The organism is Novosphingobium capsulatum NBRC 12533, from assembly GCF_001598375.1.
GTDB classification, from domain to species: Bacteria; Pseudomonadota; Alphaproteobacteria; order Sphingomonadales; family Sphingomonadaceae; genus Novosphingobium; species Novosphingobium capsulatum.
In genome coordinates, this window is the sequence record NZ_BCYV01000006.1 from 301,471 (window position 1) to 324,101 (window position 22,631).

21 protein-coding genes and 1 riboswitch are annotated in these 22,631 nt (G+C 66.2%); of the genes, 18 read left to right on the top strand and 3 right to left on the bottom strand.

Annotated features, from left to right (window positions below; genetic code table 11):
- The first annotated feature begins 32 nt into the window (after positions 1–32).
- Positions 33–968 (top strand): ribose-phosphate pyrophosphokinase, encoded by a 936-nt coding sequence (locus tag SCA01S_RS05055; protein WP_022676495.1) that lies wholly within the window; start codon positions 33–35, stop codon positions 966–968.
- A gap of 24 nt (positions 969–992) precedes the next feature.
- Here SCA01S_RS05055 and SCA01S_RS05060 read toward each other — a convergent pair whose 3' ends face one another.
- Positions 993–1,937 (bottom strand): helix-turn-helix domain-containing protein, encoded by a 945-nt coding sequence (locus SCA01S_RS05060; protein WP_062783508.1) that lies wholly within the window; start codon positions 1,935–1,937, stop codon positions 993–995.
- A gap of 151 nt (positions 1,938–2,088) precedes the next feature.
- On the opposite strand from SCA01S_RS05060, the gene SCA01S_RS05065 reads away from it, so the two are divergent.
- The 3 genes from SCA01S_RS05065 (at position 2,089) to SCA01S_RS05075 (ending at position 5,038) form a co-directional block, all read left to right on the top strand.
- Positions 2,089–2,880 carry an inositol monophosphatase family protein gene (locus SCA01S_RS05065; RefSeq protein ID WP_054131763.1) on the top strand — a complete coding sequence of 264 codons (792 nt, stop codon included), beginning with the start codon at positions 2,089–2,091 and terminating at the stop codon, positions 2,878–2,880.
- Between the two features lie 26 nt (positions 2,881–2,906).
- Complete coding sequence (locus SCA01S_RS05070; RefSeq protein WP_022676498.1) at positions 2,907–3,677, top strand: SDR family NAD(P)-dependent oxidoreductase; 771 nt, start codon at positions 2,907–2,909, stop codon at positions 3,675–3,677.
- Positions 3,678–3,754: 77 nt separating this feature from the next.
- On the top strand, positions 3,755–5,038 hold the full coding sequence (locus SCA01S_RS05075; protein ID WP_062783511.1) for a Xaa-Pro dipeptidase: 1,284 nt from the start codon (positions 3,755–3,757) through the stop codon (positions 5,036–5,038).
- Between the two features lie 138 nt (positions 5,039–5,176).
- Here the strand turns inward: SCA01S_RS05075 and bfr are convergent, their stop codons facing one another.
- Entirely contained in the window at positions 5,177–5,656 is a 480-nt protein-coding gene (gene bfr, locus SCA01S_RS05080; protein WP_022676500.1) for a bacterioferritin, read from the bottom strand.
- A gap of 97 nt (positions 5,657–5,753) precedes the next feature.
- Entirely contained in the window at positions 5,754–5,933 is a 180-nt protein-coding gene (locus SCA01S_RS05085) for a (2Fe-2S)-binding protein (protein WP_022676501.1), read from the bottom strand.
- Between the two features lie 144 nt (positions 5,934–6,077).
- Positions 6,078–6,189: riboswitch (SAM-I-IV-variant riboswitch) on the top strand.
- A 72-nt stretch (positions 6,190–6,261) separates the two neighbouring features.
- Here SCA01S_RS05085 and SCA01S_RS05090 point away from each other — a divergent pair.
- The 14 genes from SCA01S_RS05090 to SCA01S_RS05155 all read left to right on the top strand — a co-directional run bounded on the left by SCA01S_RS05090 (position 6,262) and on the right by SCA01S_RS05155 (position 22,623).
- A complete protein-coding gene (locus SCA01S_RS05090) occupies positions 6,262–7,158 on the top strand; it encodes a homoserine O-succinyltransferase (protein WP_062783514.1) in 897 nt (298 codons plus the stop codon).
- A gap of 261 nt (positions 7,159–7,419) precedes the next feature.
- Positions 7,420–7,623 (top strand): 50S ribosomal protein L35, encoded by a 204-nt coding sequence (gene rpmI, locus SCA01S_RS05095; protein ID WP_022676503.1) that lies wholly within the window; start codon positions 7,420–7,422, stop codon positions 7,621–7,623.
- 12 nt (positions 7,624–7,635) lie between these two features.
- Entirely contained in the window at positions 7,636–7,998 is a 363-nt protein-coding gene (gene rplT, locus SCA01S_RS05100) for a 50S ribosomal protein L20 (protein ID WP_022676504.1), read from the top strand.
- A gap of 234 nt (positions 7,999–8,232) precedes the next feature.
- Positions 8,233–9,333, top strand: coding sequence for a phenylalanine--tRNA ligase subunit alpha (pheS, locus tag SCA01S_RS05105; protein ID WP_054131769.1), 1,101 nt, complete (start codon positions 8,233–8,235; stop codon positions 9,331–9,333).
- On the top strand, positions 9,330–11,720 hold the full coding sequence (gene pheT / locus SCA01S_RS05110) for a phenylalanine--tRNA ligase subunit beta (protein WP_062783516.1): 2,391 nt from the start codon (positions 9,330–9,332) through the stop codon (positions 11,718–11,720). Before pheS ends, pheT begins: the two co-directional genes overlap by 4 nt.
- A gap of 150 nt (positions 11,721–11,870) precedes the next feature.
- Positions 11,871–12,758 (top strand): aldose 1-epimerase family protein, encoded by an 888-nt coding sequence (locus tag SCA01S_RS05115; RefSeq protein ID WP_062783519.1) that lies wholly within the window; start codon positions 11,871–11,873, stop codon positions 12,756–12,758.
- 12 nt (positions 12,759–12,770) lie between these two features.
- The gene (locus SCA01S_RS05120; protein ID WP_022676507.1) at positions 12,771–14,294 is read left to right on the top strand and encodes a peptide chain release factor 3; all 1,524 of its coding nucleotides are present in this window, start codon (positions 12,771–12,773) and stop codon (positions 14,292–14,294) included.
- Between the two features lie 148 nt (positions 14,295–14,442).
- The gene (locus tag SCA01S_RS05125; protein WP_022676508.1) at positions 14,443–15,312 is read left to right on the top strand and encodes an alpha/beta fold hydrolase; all 870 of its coding nucleotides are present in this window, start codon (positions 14,443–14,445) and stop codon (positions 15,310–15,312) included.
- A gap of 17 nt (positions 15,313–15,329) precedes the next feature.
- Positions 15,330–16,058, top strand: a complete 729-nt coding sequence (locus tag SCA01S_RS05130; RefSeq protein WP_062783522.1) for an endonuclease/exonuclease/phosphatase family protein — start codon at positions 15,330–15,332, stop codon at positions 16,056–16,058.
- 175 nt (positions 16,059–16,233) lie between these two features.
- The gene (locus SCA01S_RS05135; protein WP_022674711.1) at positions 16,234–16,572 is read left to right on the top strand and encodes a P-II family nitrogen regulator; all 339 of its coding nucleotides are present in this window, start codon (positions 16,234–16,236) and stop codon (positions 16,570–16,572) included.
- Positions 16,573–16,595: 23 nt separating this feature from the next.
- Positions 16,596–18,008: an ammonium transporter gene (locus SCA01S_RS05140; RefSeq protein WP_107716457.1), complete on the top strand. Its 1,413-nt coding sequence runs from the start codon at positions 16,596–16,598 to the stop codon at positions 18,006–18,008.
- A gap of 225 nt (positions 18,009–18,233) precedes the next feature.
- Entirely contained in the window at positions 18,234–20,486 is a 2,253-nt protein-coding gene (locus SCA01S_RS05145) for a putative bifunctional diguanylate cyclase/phosphodiesterase (RefSeq protein ID WP_245652445.1), read from the top strand.
- A gap of 41 nt (positions 20,487–20,527) precedes the next feature.
- The gene (hisC, locus tag SCA01S_RS05150) at positions 20,528–21,685 is read left to right on the top strand and encodes a histidinol-phosphate transaminase (protein WP_062783525.1); all 1,158 of its coding nucleotides are present in this window, start codon (positions 20,528–20,530) and stop codon (positions 21,683–21,685) included.
- Positions 21,682–22,623, top strand: coding sequence for a prephenate/arogenate dehydrogenase family protein (locus SCA01S_RS05155; protein ID WP_062783528.1), 942 nt, complete (start codon positions 21,682–21,684; stop codon positions 22,621–22,623). Before hisC ends, SCA01S_RS05155 begins: the two co-directional genes overlap by 4 nt.
- Positions 22,624–22,631 lie beyond the last annotated feature (8 nt).

Genomic DNA, 22,631 nt, shown 5'->3' on the forward strand with positions numbered 1-22,631 from the left:
TCAGGATCACCAAAGGACTCGAGGGAAACGCCATGAAGATCATGTCCGGCAACGGCAACCTGCCGCTGGCCCGCGCCATTGCGGCCTATCTGGAACTGCCGCTGACCGACGCCTCGGTGCGCCGCTTTGCCGATGAGGAAGTCTTCGTGGAAATCCACGAGAACGTGCGCGGCGAAGATGTCTTCCTGGTGCAGTCCACCAGCTATCCCGCCAACGACAACCTGCTCGAGCTGCTGATCTGCATCGATGCGCTGCGCCGCGCCTCGGCCAAGCGGATCACCGCCGTGGTGCCATACTTCGGTTATGCCCGCCAGGACCGCAAGCCGGGGCCGCGCACGCCGATCTCGGCCAAGCTGGTGGCCAACCTGATTACCACGGCCGGGGCCGATCGCGTCCTCGCGGTCGATCTCCATGCCGGGCAGATCCAGGGCTTCTTCGATATCCCGACGGACAACCTGTTTGCCGCGCCGGTCATGGCCGCCGATATCCAGACCCGCTATGGCGGGCAGGAACTGATGGTCGTTTCGCCCGACGTGGGCGGCGTGGTGCGCGCCCGCGCCCTTGCCAAGCGGCTCGACAACGCGCCGCTGGCCATCGTCGACAAGCGCCGCGATCGCCCCGGCCAGTCCGAAGTGATGAACATCATCGGCGACGTGAAGGGCCGCATGTGCATCCTGATCGACGATATCATCGATTCGGGCGGCACGCTGTGCAACGCCGCGCAGGCGCTGATGGATGCCGGCGCCGCCGGTGTTGCCGCCTACATCACCCACGGCGTGCTGTCGGGCGCGGCTGTGGCCCGCGTGGGCAATTCGGCGCTCAAGGAACTGGTGATCACCGACACCATCCTGCCGACCGAAGCGACCAAGGACTGCGACAGCATCCGCATCCTGACCATCGCCCCGCTGATCGGCGAGGCGATCCGCCGCATTGCCGACGAAAGCTCGGTCTCCAGCCTGTTCGACTGATCGCGCGCGCTCCGGCCCTGGGTATTACTGCCAGGGCCGGATGCCGCCCGGTGCGATCCGCTCGGTCATTTCCAGGCGGCGCGCCTGGCGGGTTTCCAGCGACAGTGTCATCAGCGGCTGCGCCAGATCGACGAACTGGCGCGGCGACATGCCGAACATCGCGGTAAATTCGCGGATCAGGTGGCTCTGGTCGTAATAGCGCAGCGCCAGGGTTTCCCCTTCCGCATCGTCGGCCACGCCGCGCAGGTGGCTCGCCATGTCGAGCGCGCGGGCGCGGCGCAGCACCTGCTTGGGCGTCATGCCGAAATCGCGCCGCACGATCCGCTCCAGCCGGCGCTGCTCGATCCCGCATTGCTGGGCAAATTCGCCCACGCCGATGGCGGGGTTGGCCAGCGCCGCCGCCTCGAACCGGGCGGAAACCGCATCGGGTTCTGCCGTGCCGCGCCAGGCGATCACCGCGCGCAGGGCTTCTTCCATCGCCTGGCACCAGTCTTCGGGCGTTGCGGCCGGATCGAACATCTCCAGCCAGTGATCGGGGTTCAGGCCCAACTGGTCGATCGTGGCAAAGCGGTCGGTCAGTTCGGCCTCGGGCAGGCGGGCCAGAACGTGGGCCGCGCCCGGACGCAACACGGCGCCCACGCTGGTAAAGCTGCCGGTCACGCCCACGGCCATGCGCTTGGTATTGGGGCCAAAGACCAGCGCCGCCCGGCCCAGCGCGCGCAAGCCATCGCGCGTCTGCGCTGTCCATTCCCCGCGCAGTTGCACGCGGATGCAGGCGGTATCGGCCAGTAGCCCGCATTGCAGGGCATGGCCCGCCGGGGCATCGACCACGGTGACATAGAAACGGCCGATCCACGGCGCCAGGTCGGGCGCTGGCGCGCGGTTGTAAGACAGTGGCTGCCCCTGGCGGGTGAATCCCGCGGCCGGCGCAATCGCCCGGTCCACAGCCGGCCTGATCTGGCGACTCATGCTTGCTTTGCCCCCTGAATGCCCTGCTTGCGCTCTTATCCGCCTTCCGCAAACCTCAAATGTTGCATCCTGCCCCTGTACTGCCGCCGTGCCGCACCGGGCCGGAGCAACGTTCTTGACCGCTTCGGCCCGATCGGCAAAGCACTGGGCCATGAAGCTCGATGACGACATTGCCCTGGCCCACCGCCTGGCCGACGCTGCCGGCGCCGCGATCCGGCCCTATTTTCGCAGCGTGACCGCCGAACGCAAGGGGGATGCCACGCCGGTGACCCTGGCAGACCGCGCGGCAGAAGAGGCCATGCGTACCATTCTGGCCGCTGAGCGCCCCGATGACACCGTCATCGGCGAGGAATTCGGCACGCGCGAGGGCACTTCGGGCCGCAGCTGGGTGCTCGATCCGATCGATGGCACGGCCGGATTCCTCGCCGGGCGCGCGCTGTTCGGCACGCTGATCGCGCTCTTGGTCGATGGCTTTCCGGTGATGGGCGTGATCGACCAGCCGATTGCCAACGAACGCTGGCTGGGCGCCTCGGGCCGCGAAACCACGCTCAACGGCCAGCCGGTCAAGACCCGCCCCTGCCGCGAACTGGCCGAGGCGACGATCGCCACCACCGGGCCGCACTATTTCAGCCAGCATGAAGGCGACCACTTCATGGCGCTGGCCGGCCAGACCGACTACCGCCGCATGGTGATGGGTGGCGATTGCTACAACTATGCCATGCTCGCCACTGGCCAACTCGACATCGTGTGCGAGGCGGGCCTCAAGCTGCACGACTGGGCCGCGCTGGTGCCGGTGGTTGAAGGGGCGGGCGGCACGATGTCCGATTGGAATGGCGATCCGCTGCACATCGGCTCGGAAGGCCACGTCCTTGCCTTGGGCGATCCGGCGCGCTTGGACGACGTGATCGAAGCGCTGGCCGCAGGGCACAGCCACCGGCACTGAACGGCTTCGGCCGCGTTGTGCCTGGCATGACGACCGCTGCATCCACCATCGTGATCACGGGCGCGGGCGCCGGTATCGGCCGGGGCACCGCCTTGCACTTTGCCGCGCTCGGCTGGCGCGTGGTCGCGCTTGATCGCGATGCCAAGGCGCTCAAGGAACTGGGGGCCATGCTGCCGCGCGGGCAGGGCTTGACGATCGCTTGCGACGTGGGCCGGGAAAAGCCCGTGGCCCGCGCCTTTGCCCGCATTGCCGCCTGGGCAGGCGATGGTATCGATTGCCTGGTCAACAACGCCGGCATCGCCGATCCCTATTGCGGCCCGCTGGAAGACCTGGCCCTGGCTGACTGGCAGCGCTGGATCGATGCTTCGCTCACCGCCGCGTTCCTATGCAGCCGTGCCGCCCTGCCCTTGCTGCAACGGCGCAGTGGCGCCAGCGTGGTCAACATCGCGTCAACGCGGGCCTTGCAGTCCGAACCCGATACATATGCCTATGCTGCGGCCAAGGGCGGCCTCTGCGCGCTCACCCATGCCATGGCGGTGGGGCTGGGGCCGCAGGTGCGGGTCAACGCCGTGCTGCCCGGCTGGATCGAGACCGGACCGTGGCAGCGTGCCGACCGCGCTCGCGCGGCGGACCATCGCCCCATCGATGAAGCGCAGCATCCCGCCGGGCGCGTGGGCACGGTGCACGATATCGCCACCACCATTGCCTGGCTCGCCAGCCCGGATGCCGGCTTCGTCACCGGGCAGCAGATCATGGTGGACGGCGGCATGACCCGCAAGATGATCTACGCCGAATGATGGCAGCAGATTAGACACTTGTTCAATATCGTTGCTCATGCAACCTTGCCGACCATCCCCCAACAAGAGGATGGTGCATGAAAACGATAAAGAGCGTGGCGCTGGGAGCGGCCGCGCTGGTGGCGCTGGCAACCGGCAGCGCGCAGGCCAAGACCGTGGTAGTGCGCGCCGCGCACATGATCGACGTGCTGGCCGGCAAGCGGGTCGATGGCGCGCAAGTGGTGATCACCGATGGCCGCATCACGGCCGTTGGCAAGAGTGGCGATGCCGTGCCCGCCGGGGCCGAAGTGGTCGATCTGGGACAGCGCACCCTGCTGCCCGGCCTCATCGACATGCACGTGCACCTGACCGGCGATCCCACGCTCAGCGGCTATCGCGGGCTGGAGTTTACCGACAATCTGTCCACCGTGATCGGCGTCGCCAATGCCCGCAAGACGGTGGAAGCCGGCTTTACCACGGTGCGCAACGTCGGCTCGGCCAACTATGACGACGTCGCGCTCAAGCAGGGGATCGAATTGGGCTATGTGCCCGGGCCGCGAATCGTGCCGGCGACCTATGCCCTGGGTGCCACCGGCGGCCATTGCGATTCTACCGAATTTCCGCCCTCGATCACTGTGCCTTCGCCGCAGATCGCCAACACGCCCGAAGAGTTCCGCGCGCTGGTGCGCAAGGTGCGCAAGTATGGCGCGGAAGTGATCAAGATCTGCGCCACCGGCGGCGTCTTTTCCAAGACCGATTCGGTCGGCGCCCAGCAGATGAGCTTTGACGAATTGAAGGCCGTGGCCGACGAGGCCCACATGCTCGGCATGCGCGTGGCGGCCCATGCCCATGGCACCGCCGGCATCAACGATGCGCTGCGCGCCGGGATCGACACGATCGAGCACGCCAGCCTGGCCGACGAGGAAAGCTTCAAGCTGGCCAAGGCCAAGGGCGCCTGGCTCGACATGGATATCTACAACGACGACTATATCCTGGCCGAAGGCGAGAAGAACGGCGTCTTCCCGGAAAGCCTGGCCAAGGAAAAGATGATCGGCCGCAAGCAGCGCGAAACCTTCCGCGCCGCCCATGCTGCCGGGGTCAAGCTGCTGTTCGGCACCGACGGCGGCGTCTATCCCAACGGCTACAATGCCCGCCAGTTCGCCAAGATGGTGGAATGGGGCATGACCCCGATCGAGGCGATCCAGGCCGCCACCAAGAGCGCCGCCGAAGCGCTCGATCGCACGGCTGACGTGGGCGCCATTGCCACGGGCCGTTATGGCGATCTCATCGCCGTCGACGGCGATCCGCTGGCTGACGTGCGCACGCTGGAACACGTCGCTTTCGTGATGAAGGGTGGCGAGGTGGTGAAGGCCGCGCAGTAAGCAACATGCCCTCCCCTAACCCCTCCCGCGTGCGGGAGGGGGACTTACAGTGGAGCGGGAGGGGGCATCCTTTGTACTCCCCTCCCGCTTGCGGGAGGGGCCGGGGGAGGCCATGTTCCCCAACCAAGCCCCGAAAACTTAATCCTCCGCCGCCTGGCTGTTCAACTGGATATAGTTGTGGATGCCCATCTGCTTGATCAGGTCGAGCTGGGTTTCCAGGGTATCGATGTGCTCTTCCTCGCTTTCGAGGATTTTTTGCAGCAGATCGCGGCTGACATAGTCGCGCACCGTCTCGCAATGGGCGATGCCGTCTTTCAGCAGCGGCACGGCCTCGTATTCCAGGGCTAGGTCGGCCTTGAGCACTTCCTCAACCGATTCGCCCACTTTGAGGCGGCCGAGCGCCTGGAAATTGGGCAGTCCATCCAGGAACAGGATGCGATCGGCCAGGAGATCGGCGTGCTTCATCTCGTCGATCGATTCGTGCCGTTCGAAATCAGCGAGCTTCTTCACGCCCCAGTGCGAGAGCAGGCGATAGTGCAGCCAGTACTGGTTGATCGCGGTCAGTTCGTTGAACAGGGCCTTGTTCAGAAACTCGATGACCTTGGCATCGCCCTTCATGGCCGAACCTTCCTATGCCGTTGAACTGGAAGGCAGGGTAAGCGAGCGAGGGAGCCGGGGCAATGCGCAGATGATCCGCGCGCCATGGTGCCAGCGTTCAGGCCATGGCGCAGGCGCGTTCGTCGGCCACCACGTCGTCGGCATCGTCCAGGCATTGCCGGCACTGTGCCTGGCAGCCCAGCGTTCCATAGAGCGCTTCGGCATCGCCGCGGGCGTGGCAACGGGCGGCCTGGCGCAGATCTTTCTCGCGGATGGCATTGCAGATGCAGATGTACATGGCGCTGAGTGCTTTCGCTCATGAGAACGATTCGCAAGGTAATGCGATTCATTCTCATGAGCAAGGGGTAAAGCGATCCTTGCCGCCGGTTCCGTAGCGTTCCGGGCACGCCTTGCAATGCGCATGGGCGCCCGCTACATGGGCGGCCAGCATCGAGAGTTGGGGGCGACGCCCCAACGCCAACCTGCCGGTTTCCGGGCAAGGTGGCGCTCCCTGACGGGAGGATGTGGCCGATCCGGCAACCAAGCGGAGCAAGCCCCAGGCGTCTTTCCCTCCTCTCGCGCTGTACAGGATTTGGCTGTGCAGGATTTGAAGGAAAGCTACGCCCGTGCCGATCAGGATCGCCGATAACCTCCCCGCCCGCCGCACGCTGGAAGCCGAAGGCGTGATCGTGATGGGCGAAACCGAGGCCGCGCGGCAGGATATCCGCCCCTTGCGCATCGCCCTGCTTAACTTGATGCCCGACAAGATCACCACCGAAACCCAGGTGGCGCGCCTGCTTGGCGCCACGCCGCTGCAGATCGAGCTGAAGCTGGTGCGCCTGTCGGGCCATGTCAGCAAGACCACCTCGGCCGGGCACCTTGCCGAGTTCTATTCGCCGTTTTCCGCCGTGCGCGAAGAGCGCTTCGATGGCCTGATCGTTACCGGCGCGCCAGTCGAAACGATGGACTATGGCGAGGTGACCTATTGGGACGAGTTGCGCCAGATCTTTGACTGGAGCCAGACCCACTGCCACCGCCTGCTGACGATCTGCTGGGGTGCGATGGCGGCGCTGGCGCATTTCCACGGCGTGCCCAAGCATGCCCTGGGCGCCAAGGCGCATGGCGTGTTCGATCACGTCAACCGCGCCCCGGCCAGCCCCTGGCTGCGCGGCATGTCTGATGTGGTGCCCGTGCCGGTTTCGCGCTGGAGCGAGATTCGCGCCGCAGATCTGCCCGCCGGCCTTGCCGTGCTGCTCGACAGTGAAGAGGTGGGGCCGTGCCTGGTCGATGATCCGGCGCACCGCGCCATCCACATGTTCAACCATCTGGAATACGATACGCTCACGCTCGATACCGAATATCGCCGCGATGGCGAACGGATCGTGCCGCGTCACTATTACCCGCACAACGATCCGGCCCAGCTGCCGCGCAACACCTGGCGCACCTATGGCCACCAATTGTTCGGCAACTGGATCAACGAGGTCTATCAGACCACGCCGTTCAATCTGGACGATATCGGCTGACCTGTTGCCCCTCCGTCAGGCCTGCGGCCTGCCACCTCCCCGCCAAGCGGGGAGGACCTCCTCGATCCTCCCCACGCTGTGGGGAGGGGGACCGCCCGCGCAGCGGGTGGTGGAGGGGCCCTGTTCCCCAGGCCCGAATCAAGTTGCCAAACCGGCCCACCCTCGTTAAGGGCCGCCCCTTCAATCCACGCGGATCTGCGTTCCTGCCTGGCCACATAGGGCTGCCACGGCAGGTACACCGCGTCGAACAAGGAGACGAAAATGCCCAAGCTCAAGACCAAGAGCGGTGTGAAGAAGCGCTTCAAGCTTACCGCTACGGGCAAGGTGAAGCACGGCGTGGCCGGCAAGCGCCACCGCCTGATCAGCCACAACGCCAAGTACATCCGCCAGAACCGCGGCACCGACGTGATCTCCGACGCTGACGCGAAGGTGATCAAGAAGTGGGCGCCCTACGGGCTGAACTGAGGAGGCTGATCCATGTCCCGTATCAAGCGCGGCACCACCACGCGTGCCAAGCATAAGCGTATTCTCGACCAGGCCAAGGGTTACCGCGGCCGTCGCAAGAACACGATCCGCGTTGCCCGCCAAGCCGTTGAAAAGGCTGGCCAGTACGCGTACCGCGACCGCAAGGTCAAGAAGCGCACGTTCCGTGCCCTGTGGATCCAGCGCATCAACGCGGCCGTCCGCGCTGAAGGCCTGACCTATTCGCAGTTCATCCACGGCACCAAGCTTGCCGGCATCGAACTCGATCGCAAGGCCATGGCGGATCTCGCCATGAACGAAGGCGGCGTGTTCGCGGCCGTGATCGCCCAGGCCAAGGCTGCCCTTCCGGCCGCCTGATCGCCACAGCGATACAGCTTTTAAAGGCGCTCGTTCCGAAAGGAGCGGGCGCCTTTTGCTTTGGGGGTTTCCGCGAACATGCCCTCCCCCCGCCCCCCTCCCGCAGGCGGGAGGGGGAGAGCAACCAGGCTCCCCTCCCGCTTGCGGGAGGGGTTGGGGGAGGGCATGTTGCCACTCCCCAACACACGCAACCCATCTTCCCTTCTGCCCCGCAAAGCGCTAGCGGCAGGCGCGATGGAACAGCTAGACCAACAGCAGGCCGAAACGCTCGGCGCCATTGCCGATGCCACCACGCTCGATGCGCTGGAGGCGATCCGCGTGTCCGCGCTCGGCAAGCAGGGCTGGGTTTCCGCCCTGCTCAAGACCATGGGCCAGTTGAGCCCGGAAGAGCGCCAGGCCAAGGGCCCGCAGATTCACGGCGCGCGCGAGGCGGTGACCACTGCGCTTGCTGCCCGCAAGGCTGCGCTGGAAAGCGCCGCGCTCGATGCGCGCCTGGCGGCCGAGGCGGTGGACCTGTCGCTGCCCGCGCCGGAAAGCCCGCGCGGCAGCGTCCACCCGGTCAGCCAGGTGATGGACGAACTGGCCGAAATCTTTGCCGACATGGGCTTTGCCGTGGCCAGCGGCCCGGAAATCGAAGACGATTGGCACAACTTCACCGCGCTCAACATGCCCGAAACGCATCCGGCGCGCGCGATGCACGACACGTTCTATTTCCCGGACAAGGACGGGGAAGGGCGCGACATGCTGCTGCGCACGCACACCTCTCCGGTGCAGATCCGTGCCATGCTGAAAGACGGTGCGCCGTTGCGTATCATCGCGCCAGGCCGCGTCTATCGCTCTGACAGCGACGCCACACACACCCCGATGTTCCACCAGATCGAAGGTCTGGTGATCGACAAGGGCATTCACCTCGGTCACCTCAAGTGGACGCTGGAAACCTTCCTCAAGGCCTTCTTCGAGCGCGACGACATCGTCCTGCGCCTGCGCCCCAGCTATTTCCCGTTCACCGAACCCTCGGTGGAAGTGGACGTGGGCTATACCCTGGTGGGCGGCAAGCGCGTGGTCGGCGGCAGCGGCGATGCGCCGGGCGGCGGCTGGATGGAAGTCTTGGGCTCGGGCATGGTCAACCGCAAGGTCATCGAATTTGGCGGGCTCGATCCCGATGAATGGCAGGGCTTTGCCTTTGGCACCGGCGTCGATCGCCTGGCCATGCTCAAGTACGGCCTGGATGACCTGCGCGCCTTCTTCGATGGCGATGCCCGCTGGCTTGGCCACTATGGATTCGGGGCGCTCGACGTGCCCACCCTTTCGGGCGGCGTGGGAGTGAAGCCGTGAAGTTTTCCCTGTCATGGCTCAAGGCGCTGCTCGACACGCAAGCGAGCGCCACCGAGATTGCCGAAAAGCTCACCAGCCTGGGCCTGGAAATCGAAAGCGTGACCGACGCGTCGGCCGCGCTCAAGCAGTTCCGCGTCGCCCGCGTGCTGACGGCGGAAAAGCATCCACAGGCTGACAAGCTCCAGGTGCTCAGCGTCGATCTGGGTGATGGCTCGCCGCTCCAGGTGGTCTGCGGCGCGCCCAATGCGCGCGCGGGGCTCGTCGGCGTGCTCGGCCTGCCCGGTGCGGTCGTTCCGGCCAATGGCATGGAACTGCGCAAGAGCGCGATTCGCGGTGTCGAATCCAACGGTATGATGTGTTCCACCCGCGAACTGGGCCTGGGCGAGGAACACGACGGCATCATCGAACTGCCCGAAGACACCGCGCTGGGGCAGTCGTTTGCCGACTATATCGGGTCTGACCCGGTGTTCGACGTGGCGATCACGCCCAACCGCCCCGATTGCATGGGCGTCTATGGCATTGCCCGCGATCTGGCGGCGGCCGGCATCGGCACGCTCCGCGCCATCGACGTGGCCCCGGTGACCGGCACTGGCCCGTGCCCGGTCGACATCCGCATCGAGGATGCGGCCGGCTGCCCGGCATTCTATGGCCGCGTGATCAGGGGCGTGACCAACGGCGCCTCGCCGCAGTGGCTGCAGGACCGGCTCAAGGCTGCCGGCCAGCGCCCGATCTCGGCACTGGTGGACATCACCAACTACGTCATGCTCGGCTATGGCCGCCCGGCCCATGCCTATGACCTGGCCAAGCTGACCGGCGCCGTCACCGCTCGGCTGGCGCGCGAAGGCGAAACCGTCGTCGCGCTCAACGGCAAGGAATACACGCTCCAGCCGTTCATGACCGTGATTGCCGACGATGCCGGCGTGCACGATATCGGCGGCATCATGGGTGGTGAGCATTCCGGCTGTTCGGATACGACCACCGACGTGCTGCTGGAAGTTGCCTATTTCGACCCGGCGCATATCGCCCGCACCGGGCAGGCGCTGGCGCTGGCCAGCGATGCCCGCGGCCGGTTCGAACGCGGCGTCGATCCCGCGTTCCTCGATACCGGCATGGACCTTCTGACCGCGCTGATCCTCGAGATCTGCGGCGGCCAGGCCAGTGAAGTGGTGCGCGTGGGCGTGGCCCCGGTGGCGCAGCGCAGCCTGGCCTATGATCCGGCGCTGGCTGGCCAGTTGGGCGGCGTTGCCGTGGCCCAGGGCGAACAGAAGCGCATCCTGGCCGCGCTAGGCTTTGGCGTGGACGCGGATTGGACCGTCACCGTGCCGACCTGGCGCCCTGACATCGCCGGCGCGCCCGATCTGGTGGAGGAAGTGATCCGCGTGCATGGCCTCGACGCCGTGCCGTCCACCCCGCTGCCGCGCACCGATGGCGTGGCACGGCCCACTGCTACCCCGGTGCAGATGCTTGAACGCCGCCTGCGCCGCGCCGCGGCCGCGCGTGGGCTGCATGAGGCGGTGACCTGGTCGTTCCTGCCCCCGGCCCAGGCCGAACACTTTGCCGATGGGCAATTCGTGTGGACGCTGGCCAATCCGATCTCGGAAGACTTGAAGGCGATGCGCCCCTCGCTGCTGCCCGGCTTGCTGGCGGCGGCACGGCGCAATTGCGATCGCGGCGCGTCCAGCGTGCGCTTGTTCGAAATCGGCCGCCGCTATCTGCGCGCCGACGATGGCAGCAGCGATGAACGCCTCAGCCTGGCCGTGGTCCTGGCGGGCGAGCGCACCGCGCGTGGCTGGGCCAGCGGCAAGGCGCAGCCTTTCGACGCGTTCGATGCCAAGGCCGAAGCCATGGCCCTGCTGGCCCAGGCCGGCGCCCCGGTGGAAAACCTGCAGGTGATGGGCGAGGCGGGCAGCCAGTTCCATCCCGGCCAGTCGGCCACGCTGCGCCTTGGCCCCAAGCAGGTTCTGGCGCGCTTTGGCATGATCCACCCCGCCACGGCCAAGGCCTTTGGCCTGGATGTGCCGGTCGCGGTGGTCGAGCTGTTCCTCGATCGCGTGCCGGCCAAGAAGGCTGCGCCGGGCTTTGCCCGTCCGCATTTTGCCCCGCCTGCGCTCCAGGCCGTGACGCGCGACTTTGCGTTCCTGGTCGATGCCAAGGTGCCGGCGGGCGACGTGCTGCGTGCGGTCAAGGGTGCTGACAAGGCCAGCATTGTCGCTGCCCGCGTGTTCGACGATTTCCGCGGCCAGGGCGTTCCCGAAGGCCAGCGCAGCCTGGCCATCGAGGTGACGTTGCAGCCAGGCGACAAGAGCTTCGACGAAGCCGCCCTCAAGGCGATTTCCGACAAGATCGTCGCCGCTGCGGCCAAGCAGGGCGGCGTTCTGCGCGGCTAGGGTAGCCTTGGGGCTTCGACAGGCTCAGCCCGAACGGGATTTCAGGTTTTGCCTGTTTCCGTTCGCCCTGAGCTTGTCGAAGGACACTCGCGCAACGCCTGATCATACCGCACTTGCGAAGAGCGCGCGCTCTGGCCATACCCTGTGGCCATGACCCAGCCTGCTCTTGTCACGATCGCGTCCGAGACGCTGACCGCCGCGATCAATCCGCTGGGGGCAGAGCTGTGGTCGATCACCGATCGCGCCGGGCAGCAGTGGATGACCGATGCCGATCCGGCGTTCTGGACCGGCCATGCCCCGGTGCTGTTCCCGATCGTTGGGTCGCTGGCCGGCGATACGCTGCATCACGATGGCAAGGCCTATACGCTGCCGCGCCATGGCTTTGCCCGCCGGTCTGATTTTGCGCTCGTCGCCCATGATGGCGCCACGGCACATTTCCGTCTGCGCGATTCGGCCGAGACGCGCGCGGTCTATCCCTTTGCCTTCGTGCTCGACATGGCCTTTGCCGTGGAAGGGGCGACCCTGGCGGTGACCGCGACCGTCAGCAATCCGGGTAATGAAACGCTGCCGTTCAGTTTTGGCTATCACCCAGCCTTTGCCTGGCCTTTGCCGGGCAGCACCGACAAGCATGCCCACCGCCTGGTCTTCACCAAGGACGAGCCCGAGCCGATCGCGCGGGTCAACAAGCAGACCGGGCTGGTGCTCGAACGCCGTTATGCCACCCCGGTGCGCGGCCGCATGCTGCCGCTGCGTGAGCAACTGTTCACCAACGACGCGGTGATCTGGACCGACCTCGCCAGCCGCGCGCTGACCTATGGCGTGGAAGGCGGCCCGGCACTCGACGTGGCGTTCCCCGACATGGCGATGCTGGGCCTGTGGCAGGTGCCCGGCGCGCACTATATCTGCATCGAGCCCTGGGCCGGCCACGCCGATCCCGAAGGCTTTACCGGCGATATCACGCAAAAGCCGGGCATCGTCCTGCTTGCCCCGGGCGAGAGCCGCAGCTTCCGCATGGACGTGACCGTCAGGGGCGGCTAAGCGGCGCGGACTATGTCCAATCGCCGCACCTTTGCCATCATTTCCCACCCCGACGCGGGCAAGACCACGCTGACGGAAAAGCTGCTGCTGCAAGGCGGCGCCATCCACCTGGCTGGCGAAGTGAAGGCGCGCGGCCAGGCGCGGCGTGCCCGGTCTGACTGGATGAAGATCGAGCAGCAGCGCGGCATTTCGGTGACCTCTTCGGTGATGACGTTCCAGAAGGACGGCACCGTCTTCAACCTGCTCGATACCCCGGGCCACGAAGACTTTTCCGAAGACACCTATCGCACGCTCACCGCGGTCGATTCGGCGATCATGGTGATCGACGCGGCCAAGGGGATCGAGCCGCAGACGCGCAAGCTTTTCGAAGTGTGCCGCATGCGTTCGGTGCCGATCATCACGTTCGTCAACAAGGTGGACCGCGAAGGCCGCCCGGTGTTCGAAACGCTCGACGAGGTGGCCGATGCCCTGGCGCTCGACGTTGCGCCGATGAGCTGGCCGGTGGGCATGGGCGGCATCTTTGAAGGCGTCTATGACTTTGCCAGCGAAACCATTGCCCGCCCCGAAGGTGACAGCCGCGAGTTCCTGGGCAAGCGCGATCCGGCCGCCGGCGCCATTCCCGATGAATTTGCCGAAGAGATCGAGCTTGGCCGTGAAGGCTATCCGCAGTTCGACCTGGCCGCCTATCGCCATGGCGACCTGACGCCGGTCTATTTCGGATCGGCGCTCAAGAACTTTGGCGTGGCCGAACTGATCGCGGCGATCGACCGCTTTGCTCCGCCGCCGCGCCCGCAGGCCAGCGACCAGGGCACGATCGACCCGACGCGCGAGGACGTGACCGGCTTCATCTTCAAGGTGCAGGCCAACATGGACCCGCAGCACCGTGACCGTATCGCGTTCATGCGCATGGTATCGGGCACGTTCAAGCGCGGCATGAAGCTGACGCCTTCGGGGCTGGGCAAGCCGATCGCGGTGCATTCGCCGATCCTGTTCTTTGCCCAGGACCGCGAGATTGCCGACAGCGCCGAAGCGGGCGATATCATCGGCATTCCCAACCACGGCACGCTGCGCGTGGGCGATACGCTGTCGGAAAAGAACGACGTGCGCTTTACCGGGCTGCCCAACTTCGCGCCCGAAATCCTGCGCCGCGTGGTGCTGAAAGACCCGACCAAGACCAAGCAATTGCGCAAGGCGCTCGACGATCTTTCCGAAGAGGGCGTGATCCAGGTGTTCTACCCGGAAATCGGCTCACAGTGGATCGTGGGCGTGGTCGGGCAGCTGCAGCTCGACGTGCTGATCAGCCGACTGGAAGCGGAATACAAGGTGGAGGCCGTGCTCGAACCCTCGCCGTTCGATACCGCGCGCTGGCTCAAGGGCACGCCCGAGGCCTTGCGGGCCTTTGCCGATTTCAACCTGTCGAACCTGGCCAAGGACCGCGATGGCGATCCCGTCTTCATGGCGCGCTCGGCCTGGGACGTGAGCTATCAGCAGGAACGCAACCCCGACCTGGCGTTCAGCGCAACCAAGGAACGTTAAGACCCTGTTTGTGATCGGGTAACGCGGATTTGGCGGCATCATCCCTCGGGTGCCGTCCGCGCAAATGCCCTTGGGGTATTTCCCCCAAGTCGGTGACAGCATGGTTCCCGCTCTTGCCAGCGCAGTGCAGCATGGGCAGGGTGGGGCCATGAATCTGCTCGGTCCCACTTCGAACACCTTCATCTCGCAACGCCTGCGCCTCCACTATGTGGATTGGGGCAACGCCGAGAAACCACCGCTGCTGCTGATCCATGGCGGGCGCGACCATTGTCGCAGCTGGGACTGGACGGCCGAGGCGCTGTGCGAGGATTGGCATGTCATCGCGCTCGATCATCGCGGCCATGGCGACAGCGAATGGGCCTCTGACGGCAACTATCGCGTGATGGACATGGTCTATGACGTGGCGCAGCTGATCCACCAGCTGGGCCTGGCGCCGGTGACTATCGTGGCCCATTCGATGGGCGCGGCCGTGGCGCTGCGCTATGCCGGACTGTTTCCCGAAGACGTGGCCAAGCTGGTGGCGATCGAGGGCATTTTCCCCACCCCCGACTGGGAAGCGCGCATGCGCGCCGTGCCTTTTGCCCGCCGCATCCGCGATTATATCGCCGAAAAGCGCAAGGCCGCCGGGCGCCTGCCGCGCCGCTATCCCACGATCGAGGCGGCGATCGCCCGCATGAAGGCGCAGAACCCCTATATCAACGACGCCCAGGCCCGCCACCTGACGATCCACGGCATCAACCGCAACGAAGACGGCACGTTTACCTGGAAGTTCGATCCCTACGTGCACATCGAACACCCCTACGACATTTCCCAGAACCGCAAGCACGAGCTGTGGGAGGCGATCACCAGCCCCACCCTGCTGCTCAACGGCGCGGATTCCTGGGCCGGCAATCCGATTCGTGACGGGCGGATCGAGCACTTCCGCTCGGCCGAGGTGGTCGAATTCGAGAACGCCGGGCACTGGTTGCACCACGATCAGTTCGATCGCTTCGTCGCCACCCTGCGCGATTTCCTCTGATCGCGCGGGTGCCGGCCATGCAGGCGGCCGATTCGCTGGTCTTTGCCAGCTACAATATCCACAAGGGCGTGGGCGCGGACCGGCGCTGCGATCCCGAGCGTATCCTGATGGTGCTGCACGAGGTGGGCGCCGACGTGATCGCGCTGCAGGAAGCGGACAATCGCTTTGGCACGCGCGAGGCGGTGATCCCGCCCACACTGCTCGCCCATGGCAGCCCGTGGCGCGCGGTGGCGCCGGGTGTGATTGATCGCGCGCGCCGGGCGGGCAGCCTGGGCTGGCACGGCAATGTCATCCTGGTGCGGCGTGACCTGGTGGTGACCGGGTGCCATGCCGTGCCCCTGCCCACGCTGGAGCCGCGCGGGGCGGTGGCGGTGGATCTCGAATGGGCCGGGCAGGGCGTGCGCGTAATCGGCATGCATCTCGACCTGTCGGGCCTGCGCCGCCGCCAGCAGGTGCGCGTGGCCTGCGCGGCGGCCGGGCGCGGCCCCCGCGTGCTGATGGGCGATTTCAACGAATGGGCGCCGCGCGGCGGCGCGCTCCAGGCCTTTCCCGGCGATCTTTCAGTTCTCGCGCCCGGCCGCAGCTTTCCCGCGCGGCGCCCGCTGGGCCAGCTCGACCGTATCGTCGCCAGCCACGACTGGGTGGTCGACGGCGTCGGCGTGCACCATAGCCCCCTGGCGCAGCAGGCGTCGGATCACCTGCCGGTGTGGGCACGGCTGCGGCTGAGTGGGAAAGCTCCTGCCTAAAATTTAGGCAGATTCTGTGCGCTGCACAAGAATCGAGCGGCGGCGAAACGCTCGACAATGGATATGGTTTCCGTGAATCGCTGATTTCGTAAGAAAACGGATTTGGCACGCCCCTTGCTTTAGCAATTCATGCCGGTTCCGCACCGGCTGGTTGAGGCCGTGAAAGGGGGCATGAATGAAATTCATCATCGCCATCATCAAGCCGTTCAAGCTCGACGAAGTGCGTGAAGCGCTGTCGGGTCTGGGCGTTGCTGGGATGACGGTGTCGGAAGTGAAGGGTTTTGGCCGACAGAAGGGCCAGACCGAGATCTACCGCGGCGCCGAATACTCCACGAACATGCTGCCCAAGGTGAAGCTCGAAATCGCTGCCAGCGACGACCTCGCGGCGCAGATTGTCGAGACCATCCAGCAAACCGCCAGCACCGAGGCGATCGGCGACGGCAAGATCTTCGTGCTCGATCTCGCTTCGGCGGTGCGCATTCGCACCGGCGAAAGCGGCGATATGGCGCTGTGACTTCCGAACAGAGGGGAAACCATATGATCCGCAAGATGATCAGTGGCATGACGGCAGCCGGGCTCAGCCTCGGCATGGCCTCTGCCGCCTTTGCGCAAACCGGGCCGATCAAGGCCCCCACGGCCGACCAGATGGCCACCATGGTCAACAAGGGTGACGTCGCCTGGATGCTGGTCTCGGCCGCTCTGGTGCTGATGATGAGCATCCCCGCCCTGGCGCTGTTCTACGGCGGCCTGGTGCGCACCAAGAACATGCTCTCGGTGCTGATGCAGGTGCTGATGATCGTGTCGGTCGCGGCGCTGTGCTGGGTCTGCTGGGGCTATTCGATGGCCTTCACCGGCGGCTCGCCCTATGTCGGCGGCTTCTCCAAGATGTTCCTGGCGGGGGTTTCCACCTCGACTTATGCAGCGACGTTCTCCAACAACGTCTACCTGCCCGAATATGTCTATGTCATCTTCCAGATGACCTTCGCCTGCATCACGCCGGCGCTGATCGTGGGCGCCTTTGCCGAGCGCGTGAAGTTCACGCCGCTGATGATCTTCACCGTGCTGTGGCTCACCCTGGTCTATTTCCCGATGGCCCACATGGTGTGGTACTTCGCCGGTCCTGACTTCCTGTCGTCCAATACCTCCGACGCCGGCCTGATCTATGGCTGGGGCGGCCTGGACTTTGCCGGCGGCACCGTGGTGCACATCAACGCTGGTATCGCGGGCCTCGTCGGCTGCCTCGTGATCGGCAAGCGCCTGGGCTTTGGCAAGGAAGCCACCCCGCCGCACTCGCTGACCATGACCATGATCGGCGCCTCGCTGCTGTGGGTGGGCTGGTTCGGCTTCAACGCCGGTTCGGGCCTGGAATCGAACGCGGCCACCGCGCTCGCCTTCATCAATACCTTCGTCGCCACTGCCGCCGCCGCCGTCTCCTGGTCGGTTGTCGAACAGATCAAGCATGGCAAGCCCTCGATGCTGGGCGCAGCCTCGGGTGCCGTCGCTGGCCTCGTCGCGATCACCCCGGCGGCCGGCTATGCCGCGCCGATGGGCGCCATCGTCCTCGGCCTCGTCGTCTCGCCGATCTGCTTCTTCTTCGTCACCACCGTCAAGAACGCCCTCAAGTATGACGACACGCTCGACGTGTTCGGCGTGCACTGTGTCGGCGGGATCGTCGGCGCCATCGGCACCGCCATCGTGGCCGACCCTTCGCTGGGTGGCCAGGGCTGGATCGACTACACCGTGTTCCCCGCCAAGGCCGGCACCTATGACATGGTTGCCCAGATCATCACCCAGGTGAAGGCCGTGTGCGTCACCCTGGTACTCTCGGGCGGTGTCTCGGCGGTCCTGTTCATCGCTCTCGACAAGACGATCGGCCTGCGTCCGACCGAAGAAGCCGAGCGCGAAGGCCTCGACATCTCCGAACACGGCGAACGCGCCTACAATATGTAAGTTTTCACCAGCTTGGCGGGGTGGGGGGCCTGATCCTCTCCCTCTCTCCCCCTCCTCCGCCAAACCATGTTCCTCCTGCGAACGACCTGGGCCGGAAGCGCACGCGCTTCCGGCCTTCTTTTTTGTTCGCTCGGCAGCCCCCGGGCGGCTTTGCAAAGTTAACGATCAGGCAATCGTCCCATCGTAGAACACCTGAGCGAAAGCGTCCCTTGGGCGGAGATTCTGATGGTGATCCGGCGCATGGCCTGGGGCAGGCCAGGCAACAGTGGCAATGAACGGTCCGATGGTGTTGCGGGCGCGCCTGCCGCTGCGCCCACGGCCAGGGATGCCGCCAAGGCCACTGGCCTCGCGCCCGATCATGCCACCGCGCTGTGCCGCGCCTATGAAGCGCTTGGGCTGGGGGCGTTCTGGTCGAGCGATGCTGATGGCCGGCTGACCTACCTATCCCCTGCCGCGCGCGCGCTGCTTGCGGGCGAAGGCGACCCGCTGGGCCGCACCCTGCTCGATCTGTTCCACCACGATGAAACCCAGGGCGACAATGGCAGCGAGCGCTCGCTGCGCTTCGTGCTGGCGCGGCGCACCCGCTTTGAACGGCTGACCGTGCGCACCGGGCCGGCCAGCCAGCCGCGCTGGTGGTCGTTGTCGGGCGAAGCCGTGCACCATCGCGGCCAGTTTGCCGGCTTCCACGGCCATTGCGCCGATATCAGCGACCAGCGCCGCCATGCCGAGGAAAGCTCGCACATGGCGCTGCACGATCCGCTGACCGGCCTCGCCAATCGCCGTCACATGAACCAGACGCTGGCGCGCAAGCTTGCCGCGCTGGCCTCCACCCGGCGCGGTTGCGCCACGATGCTGATCGATCTCGATCGCTTCAAGCAGGTCAACGACACGCTGGGCCACGCTGCCGGTGATGCCCTGCTCAAGCAGGTGGCCGATCGCCTGGTACGCCTGGTGGGCGATGCCAGCCGCGTGTGCCGGCTGGGCGGCGATGAATTCCAGATCATCCTGCCCGAGGTGGAGGATCGCGGACACCTGGGCGAACTGGCCGAAGCCCTGATCGAGGATATTTCCCAGCCCTATCTGATCGATGGCAGCCGCTGCCTGATCGGCGCGTCGATCGGCGTGGCGATTGCCCCGTTCGATGGCGCGGCGGCCGACGACCTAGTGCGCAGCGCCGATCTTGCGCTCTATGCCGCCAAGGGCAGCGGGCGCGGGCGCTTCCGCTTCTTTTCCAGCGACCTGCTCAAGGCAGCAGAAGATCGCAAGGCCTTGGAGGAGGACCTGCACGATGCCCTGGCGCAGGGCCAGTTTGCCCTGCACTACCAACCCATCGTCAAGGCGCAGAGCAACCAGGTGATCGGGGTGGAGGCGCTGCTGCGCTGGAACCATCCCGAACATGGCCAGGTATCGCCGGCGCGGTTCATCCCCATTGCCGAGGAATCCAATCTCATCCGCACGATCGGCGAATGGGTGTTGCGCAAGGCCTGCGCCGATGCAGCTGGCTGGGAAGTCCCACTGCGCGTGGCGGTCAATGTCTCGCCCGTGCAGTTTGCCGACGAGGCATTTCCTGCGCTGGTCACCTCGGCCCTTGCGCAATCCGGGCTCGATCCCGCGCGGCTGGAACTGGAAATCACCGAAGGCGTGTTTCTGGAAGAAGGCGGCCAGACCGATGCGCGGTTCAACGCGCTCAAGGGCCTGGGCGTGCGCCTGGCGCTCGATGATTTCGGTACCGGCTATTCCAGTCTCGGCTATCTCAAAAGCGCGCCGTTCGACAAGATCAAGATCGACCAGTCGTTCGTGCGCGGCGCGACCCAGCCGGGCAACCGCAACCGTGCGATCATCACCGCCATCGTCGCGCTGGCCCAGGCGCTGGATATGGAAACCACGGCCGAGGGCGTGGAAAGCTTTGACCAGTTCGACCTGATGAAAGCGCTGTGCGTCAGCCATGTCCAGGGCTTCATCTATAGCCAGCCGCTCGACAACGACACGTTCGTCGCCGGCCTTTCCGGTGGCGATTGGACCATCGAGCCATCCGGCCCGGCGCGCCAGCGGCATCAGCGGCAGGCGATGTTCCGCCGCGTGGGCGTGGTGCACGAGGATCACTATTACCCCGTGGTGCTGCGCAACCTCTCGAAATCGGGCGCGCTGATCGAGGGGCTGCTCGAAGTGCCGCTCGACACGCCCTTCGTGCTCGACCTGGGCGATGGGCAGCTGGTGGTGTCGCGCGTGCGGCGCAGCCAGGGCCATCAGCAGGGGCTTGAGTTCGAACAGGAACTGGTCAGCGATGGCAATGGCGGCCTGTGCACGCGCTATCGCGTCTCGCCCTATCAGCTTTCCGCTGCCGGGCTGACCCTGGGCGCCGGCCCCAACGGGCCGTTGCAGATCAACCGTGGCCCCAATGCCAAGGTGACGATGCCCGCCTTTGCCATGGCGACCGACTGGAACGGCGCCGGGCTCGCTTGGACGGATGCTGCGTAACGCTTGAATTGCGCGGTTCATGGCGTAAAGCCCATGCCATCATGACCGACCAGACCACGCCCGCATCCGCCCAGACCGCCAGCCTCGACCGTTCGCGGCCGCAGCCCAAGGACTGGATCAAGGCGATCCATGCCTATGTGCCGGGCAAATCGGCCGGGCTGGATGGGCAGCCGTTGATCAAGCTGTCGGCCAACGAAAACCCGCTGGGCACCAGCGCGGCGGCCATGGCGGCGCGTGCGCAGGTGGCCAATGCCGCGCTCTATCCCGATCCTGACAGCAAGGATCTGCGCGGCGCGCTGGCCGCGCTGCACGGGCTCGATCCCGCGCGCATCGTGATGGGCACGGGCTCGGATGAACTGCTGCATATCGCGGCCCAGGCCTATGCCGGGGTGGGCGATGAAGTGCTGTTCGTGCGCTATGGCTTTTCGGTCTATCCGATCGCGGCACGGCGTTGTGGCGCAACGCCCGTGGAAGCGCCCGACACCGATTTCGGCACCGATGTCGATGCGCTGCTCGCGGCGGTGACCGAGCGGACCCGTGTGGTGTTCCTGGCCAATCCCAACAATCCCACCGGCAGCTATATCGGCCGTGCCGAACTGGCGCGGCTGCATGCCGGCCTGCGCCCCGATGTCTTGCTGGTGGTGGACCAGGCCTATGCCGAATATGTCGCGGCAGACGATGACGATGGTGCGCTCGATCTGGCGCGTACGGCCGCCAACGTGCTGGTCACGCGCACGTTCTCCAAGATCTATGGCCTGGCCGGAGAGCGGATCGGCTGGGCCACCGGGCCGGTTGACGTGATCGACATGCTCAACCGCATTCGCGGGCCGTTCAACGTCTCGCTCACCGGGCAGGCGATGGGGCTGGCGGCGGTGCACGATCAGGCGTTCGTCAAGGCATCGGCCGCGCACAACCGGGCCGAGCGCGCGCGGTTCGTCGCCGCGTTGGAGGCGCTGGGCAACCACGGGCTGCGCGCGCTGCCGAGCCAGGCCAACTTCGTGCTGATCGAGTTTACCGGCGCGCTCACGGCAGAGGCGGCGTATCTGGGCCTGATGGATGCTGGGTATATCACCCGCTGGCTGCCCGGGCAGGGGCTGCCGCAGTGCCTGCGCATCACCATCGGCACGCCCGCGCAGATGGATGCCATCGCCGGCGCGCTGCGCACCATGGCAGACGCTGCGCCAGGCACGGCCCGGTGAGCGCTGCACCCTTCACGCGCATTGCGGTCATCGGTCTGGGCCTGCTGGGCGGATCGGTGGCGCTGGCGGCGCACGCGCACATGGCCGGGGTGATCGTTACCGGCTATGACGCCGATGCGGCGGTGCGGGCGCGCGCGGCGCAGATCGGCCTGGCCGACACCATCGCCGCCACGCCGGCGCAGGCGGTGGCCGATGTAGACCTCGTGGTCTTCTGCGTGCCGGTGGGTGCCATGGCCGCTGCTGCTGCCGCCGTGGCGCCGTATCTGCCCGCCGGCTGCGTGGTCAGCGATGTGGGGTCGAGCAAGGCCAGCGTGCTCAAGGCCCTGGGCGATGCGCTGCCCCATGCCACGATCGTGCCCGCCCACCCCGTTGCCGGCACCGAGCAGAGCGGGCCCGACGCCGGCTTTGCCACGCTGTTCGCTGGGCGCTGGTGCATCCTCACCCCGCCCGATGGCGCCGATGCCACGGCCGTGGCGCGCGTCGCCGCGTTCTGGGAAGGCCTGGGCGCGCGCGTCGAAATGATGGACGCGGCCCACCACGATCTGGTGCTGGCGGTGACCAGCCACCTGCCCCACCTCATCGCCTACACGATCGTGGGCACCGCGTCTGACCTGGAAGAGGTGACGCAGAGCGAGGTGATCAAGTATTCGGCCGGCGGCTTTCGCGATTTCACCCGCATCGCCGCCTCTGACCCGACGATGTGGCGCGACGTGTTCCTGCACAACCGCGATGCCGTGCTGACCATGCTGCAGGTCTTTACCGAAGACCTGACCGAGCTGCAGAAGGCAATCCGCAAAGGCGATGGCGCCGCGCTGTTCGACCATTTCACCCGCACCCGGGCGATCCGCCGCTCGATCATCGCGATGGGCCAGGACGATGCCCGCCCCGATTTCGGCCGCGATCACGGCGCCGTGGCGACACCTTCAACGCCAGACTGAGCCAGCGC

What these genes read in the sequence shown, in the direction of transcription:
- SCA01S_RS05135 (WP_022674711.1), top strand. Translation starts at nt 16,234, where the DNA reads ATGAAATTCATCATCGCCATCATCAAGCCGTTCAAGCTCGACGAAGTG.
- SCA01S_RS05145 (WP_245652445.1), top strand. Translation starts at nt 18,234, where the DNA reads ATGGTGATCCGGCGCATGGCCTGGGGCAGGCCAGGCAACAGTGGCAAT.
- rplT (WP_022676504.1), top strand. Translation starts at nt 7,636, where the DNA reads ATGTCCCGTATCAAGCGCGGCACCACCACGCGTGCCAAGCATAAGCGT.
- SCA01S_RS05125 (WP_022676508.1), top strand. Translation starts at nt 14,443, where the DNA reads ATGAATCTGCTCGGTCCCACTTCGAACACCTTCATCTCGCAACGCCTG.
- SCA01S_RS05075 (WP_062783511.1), top strand. Translation starts at nt 3,755, where the DNA reads ATGAAAACGATAAAGAGCGTGGCGCTGGGAGCGGCCGCGCTGGTGGCG.
- SCA01S_RS05070 (WP_022676498.1), top strand. Translation starts at nt 2,907, where the DNA reads ATGACGACCGCTGCATCCACCATCGTGATCACGGGCGCGGGCGCCGGT.
- pheS (WP_054131769.1), top strand. Translation starts at nt 8,233, where the DNA reads ATGGAACAGCTAGACCAACAGCAGGCCGAAACGCTCGGCGCCATTGCC.
- hisC (WP_062783525.1), top strand. Translation starts at nt 20,528, where the DNA reads ATGACCGACCAGACCACGCCCGCATCCGCCCAGACCGCCAGCCTCGAC.
- SCA01S_RS05120 (WP_022676507.1), top strand. Translation starts at nt 12,771, where the DNA reads ATGTCCAATCGCCGCACCTTTGCCATCATTTCCCACCCCGACGCGGGC.
- bfr (WP_022676500.1), bottom strand. Translation starts at nt 5,656, where the DNA reads ATGAAGGGCGATGCCAAGGTCATCGAGTTTCTGAACAAGGCCCTGTTC.
- SCA01S_RS05115 (WP_062783519.1), top strand. Translation starts at nt 11,871, where the DNA reads ATGACCCAGCCTGCTCTTGTCACGATCGCGTCCGAGACGCTGACCGCC.
- rpmI (WP_022676503.1), top strand. Translation starts at nt 7,420, where the DNA reads ATGCCCAAGCTCAAGACCAAGAGCGGTGTGAAGAAGCGCTTCAAGCTT.
- SCA01S_RS05085 (WP_022676501.1), bottom strand. Translation starts at nt 5,933, where the DNA reads ATGTACATCTGCATCTGCAATGCCATCCGCGAGAAAGATCTGCGCCAG.
- SCA01S_RS05055 (WP_022676495.1), top strand. Translation starts at nt 33, where the DNA reads ATGAAGATCATGTCCGGCAACGGCAACCTGCCGCTGGCCCGCGCCATT.
- SCA01S_RS05130 (WP_062783522.1), top strand. Translation starts at nt 15,330, where the DNA reads ATGCAGGCGGCCGATTCGCTGGTCTTTGCCAGCTACAATATCCACAAG.
- SCA01S_RS05060 (WP_062783508.1), bottom strand. Translation starts at nt 1,937, where the DNA reads ATGAGTCGCCAGATCAGGCCGGCTGTGGACCGGGCGATTGCGCCGGCC.
- SCA01S_RS05140 (WP_107716457.1), top strand. Translation starts at nt 16,596, where the DNA reads ATGATCCGCAAGATGATCAGTGGCATGACGGCAGCCGGGCTCAGCCTC.
- SCA01S_RS05065 (WP_054131763.1), top strand. Translation starts at nt 2,089, where the DNA reads ATGAAGCTCGATGACGACATTGCCCTGGCCCACCGCCTGGCCGACGCT.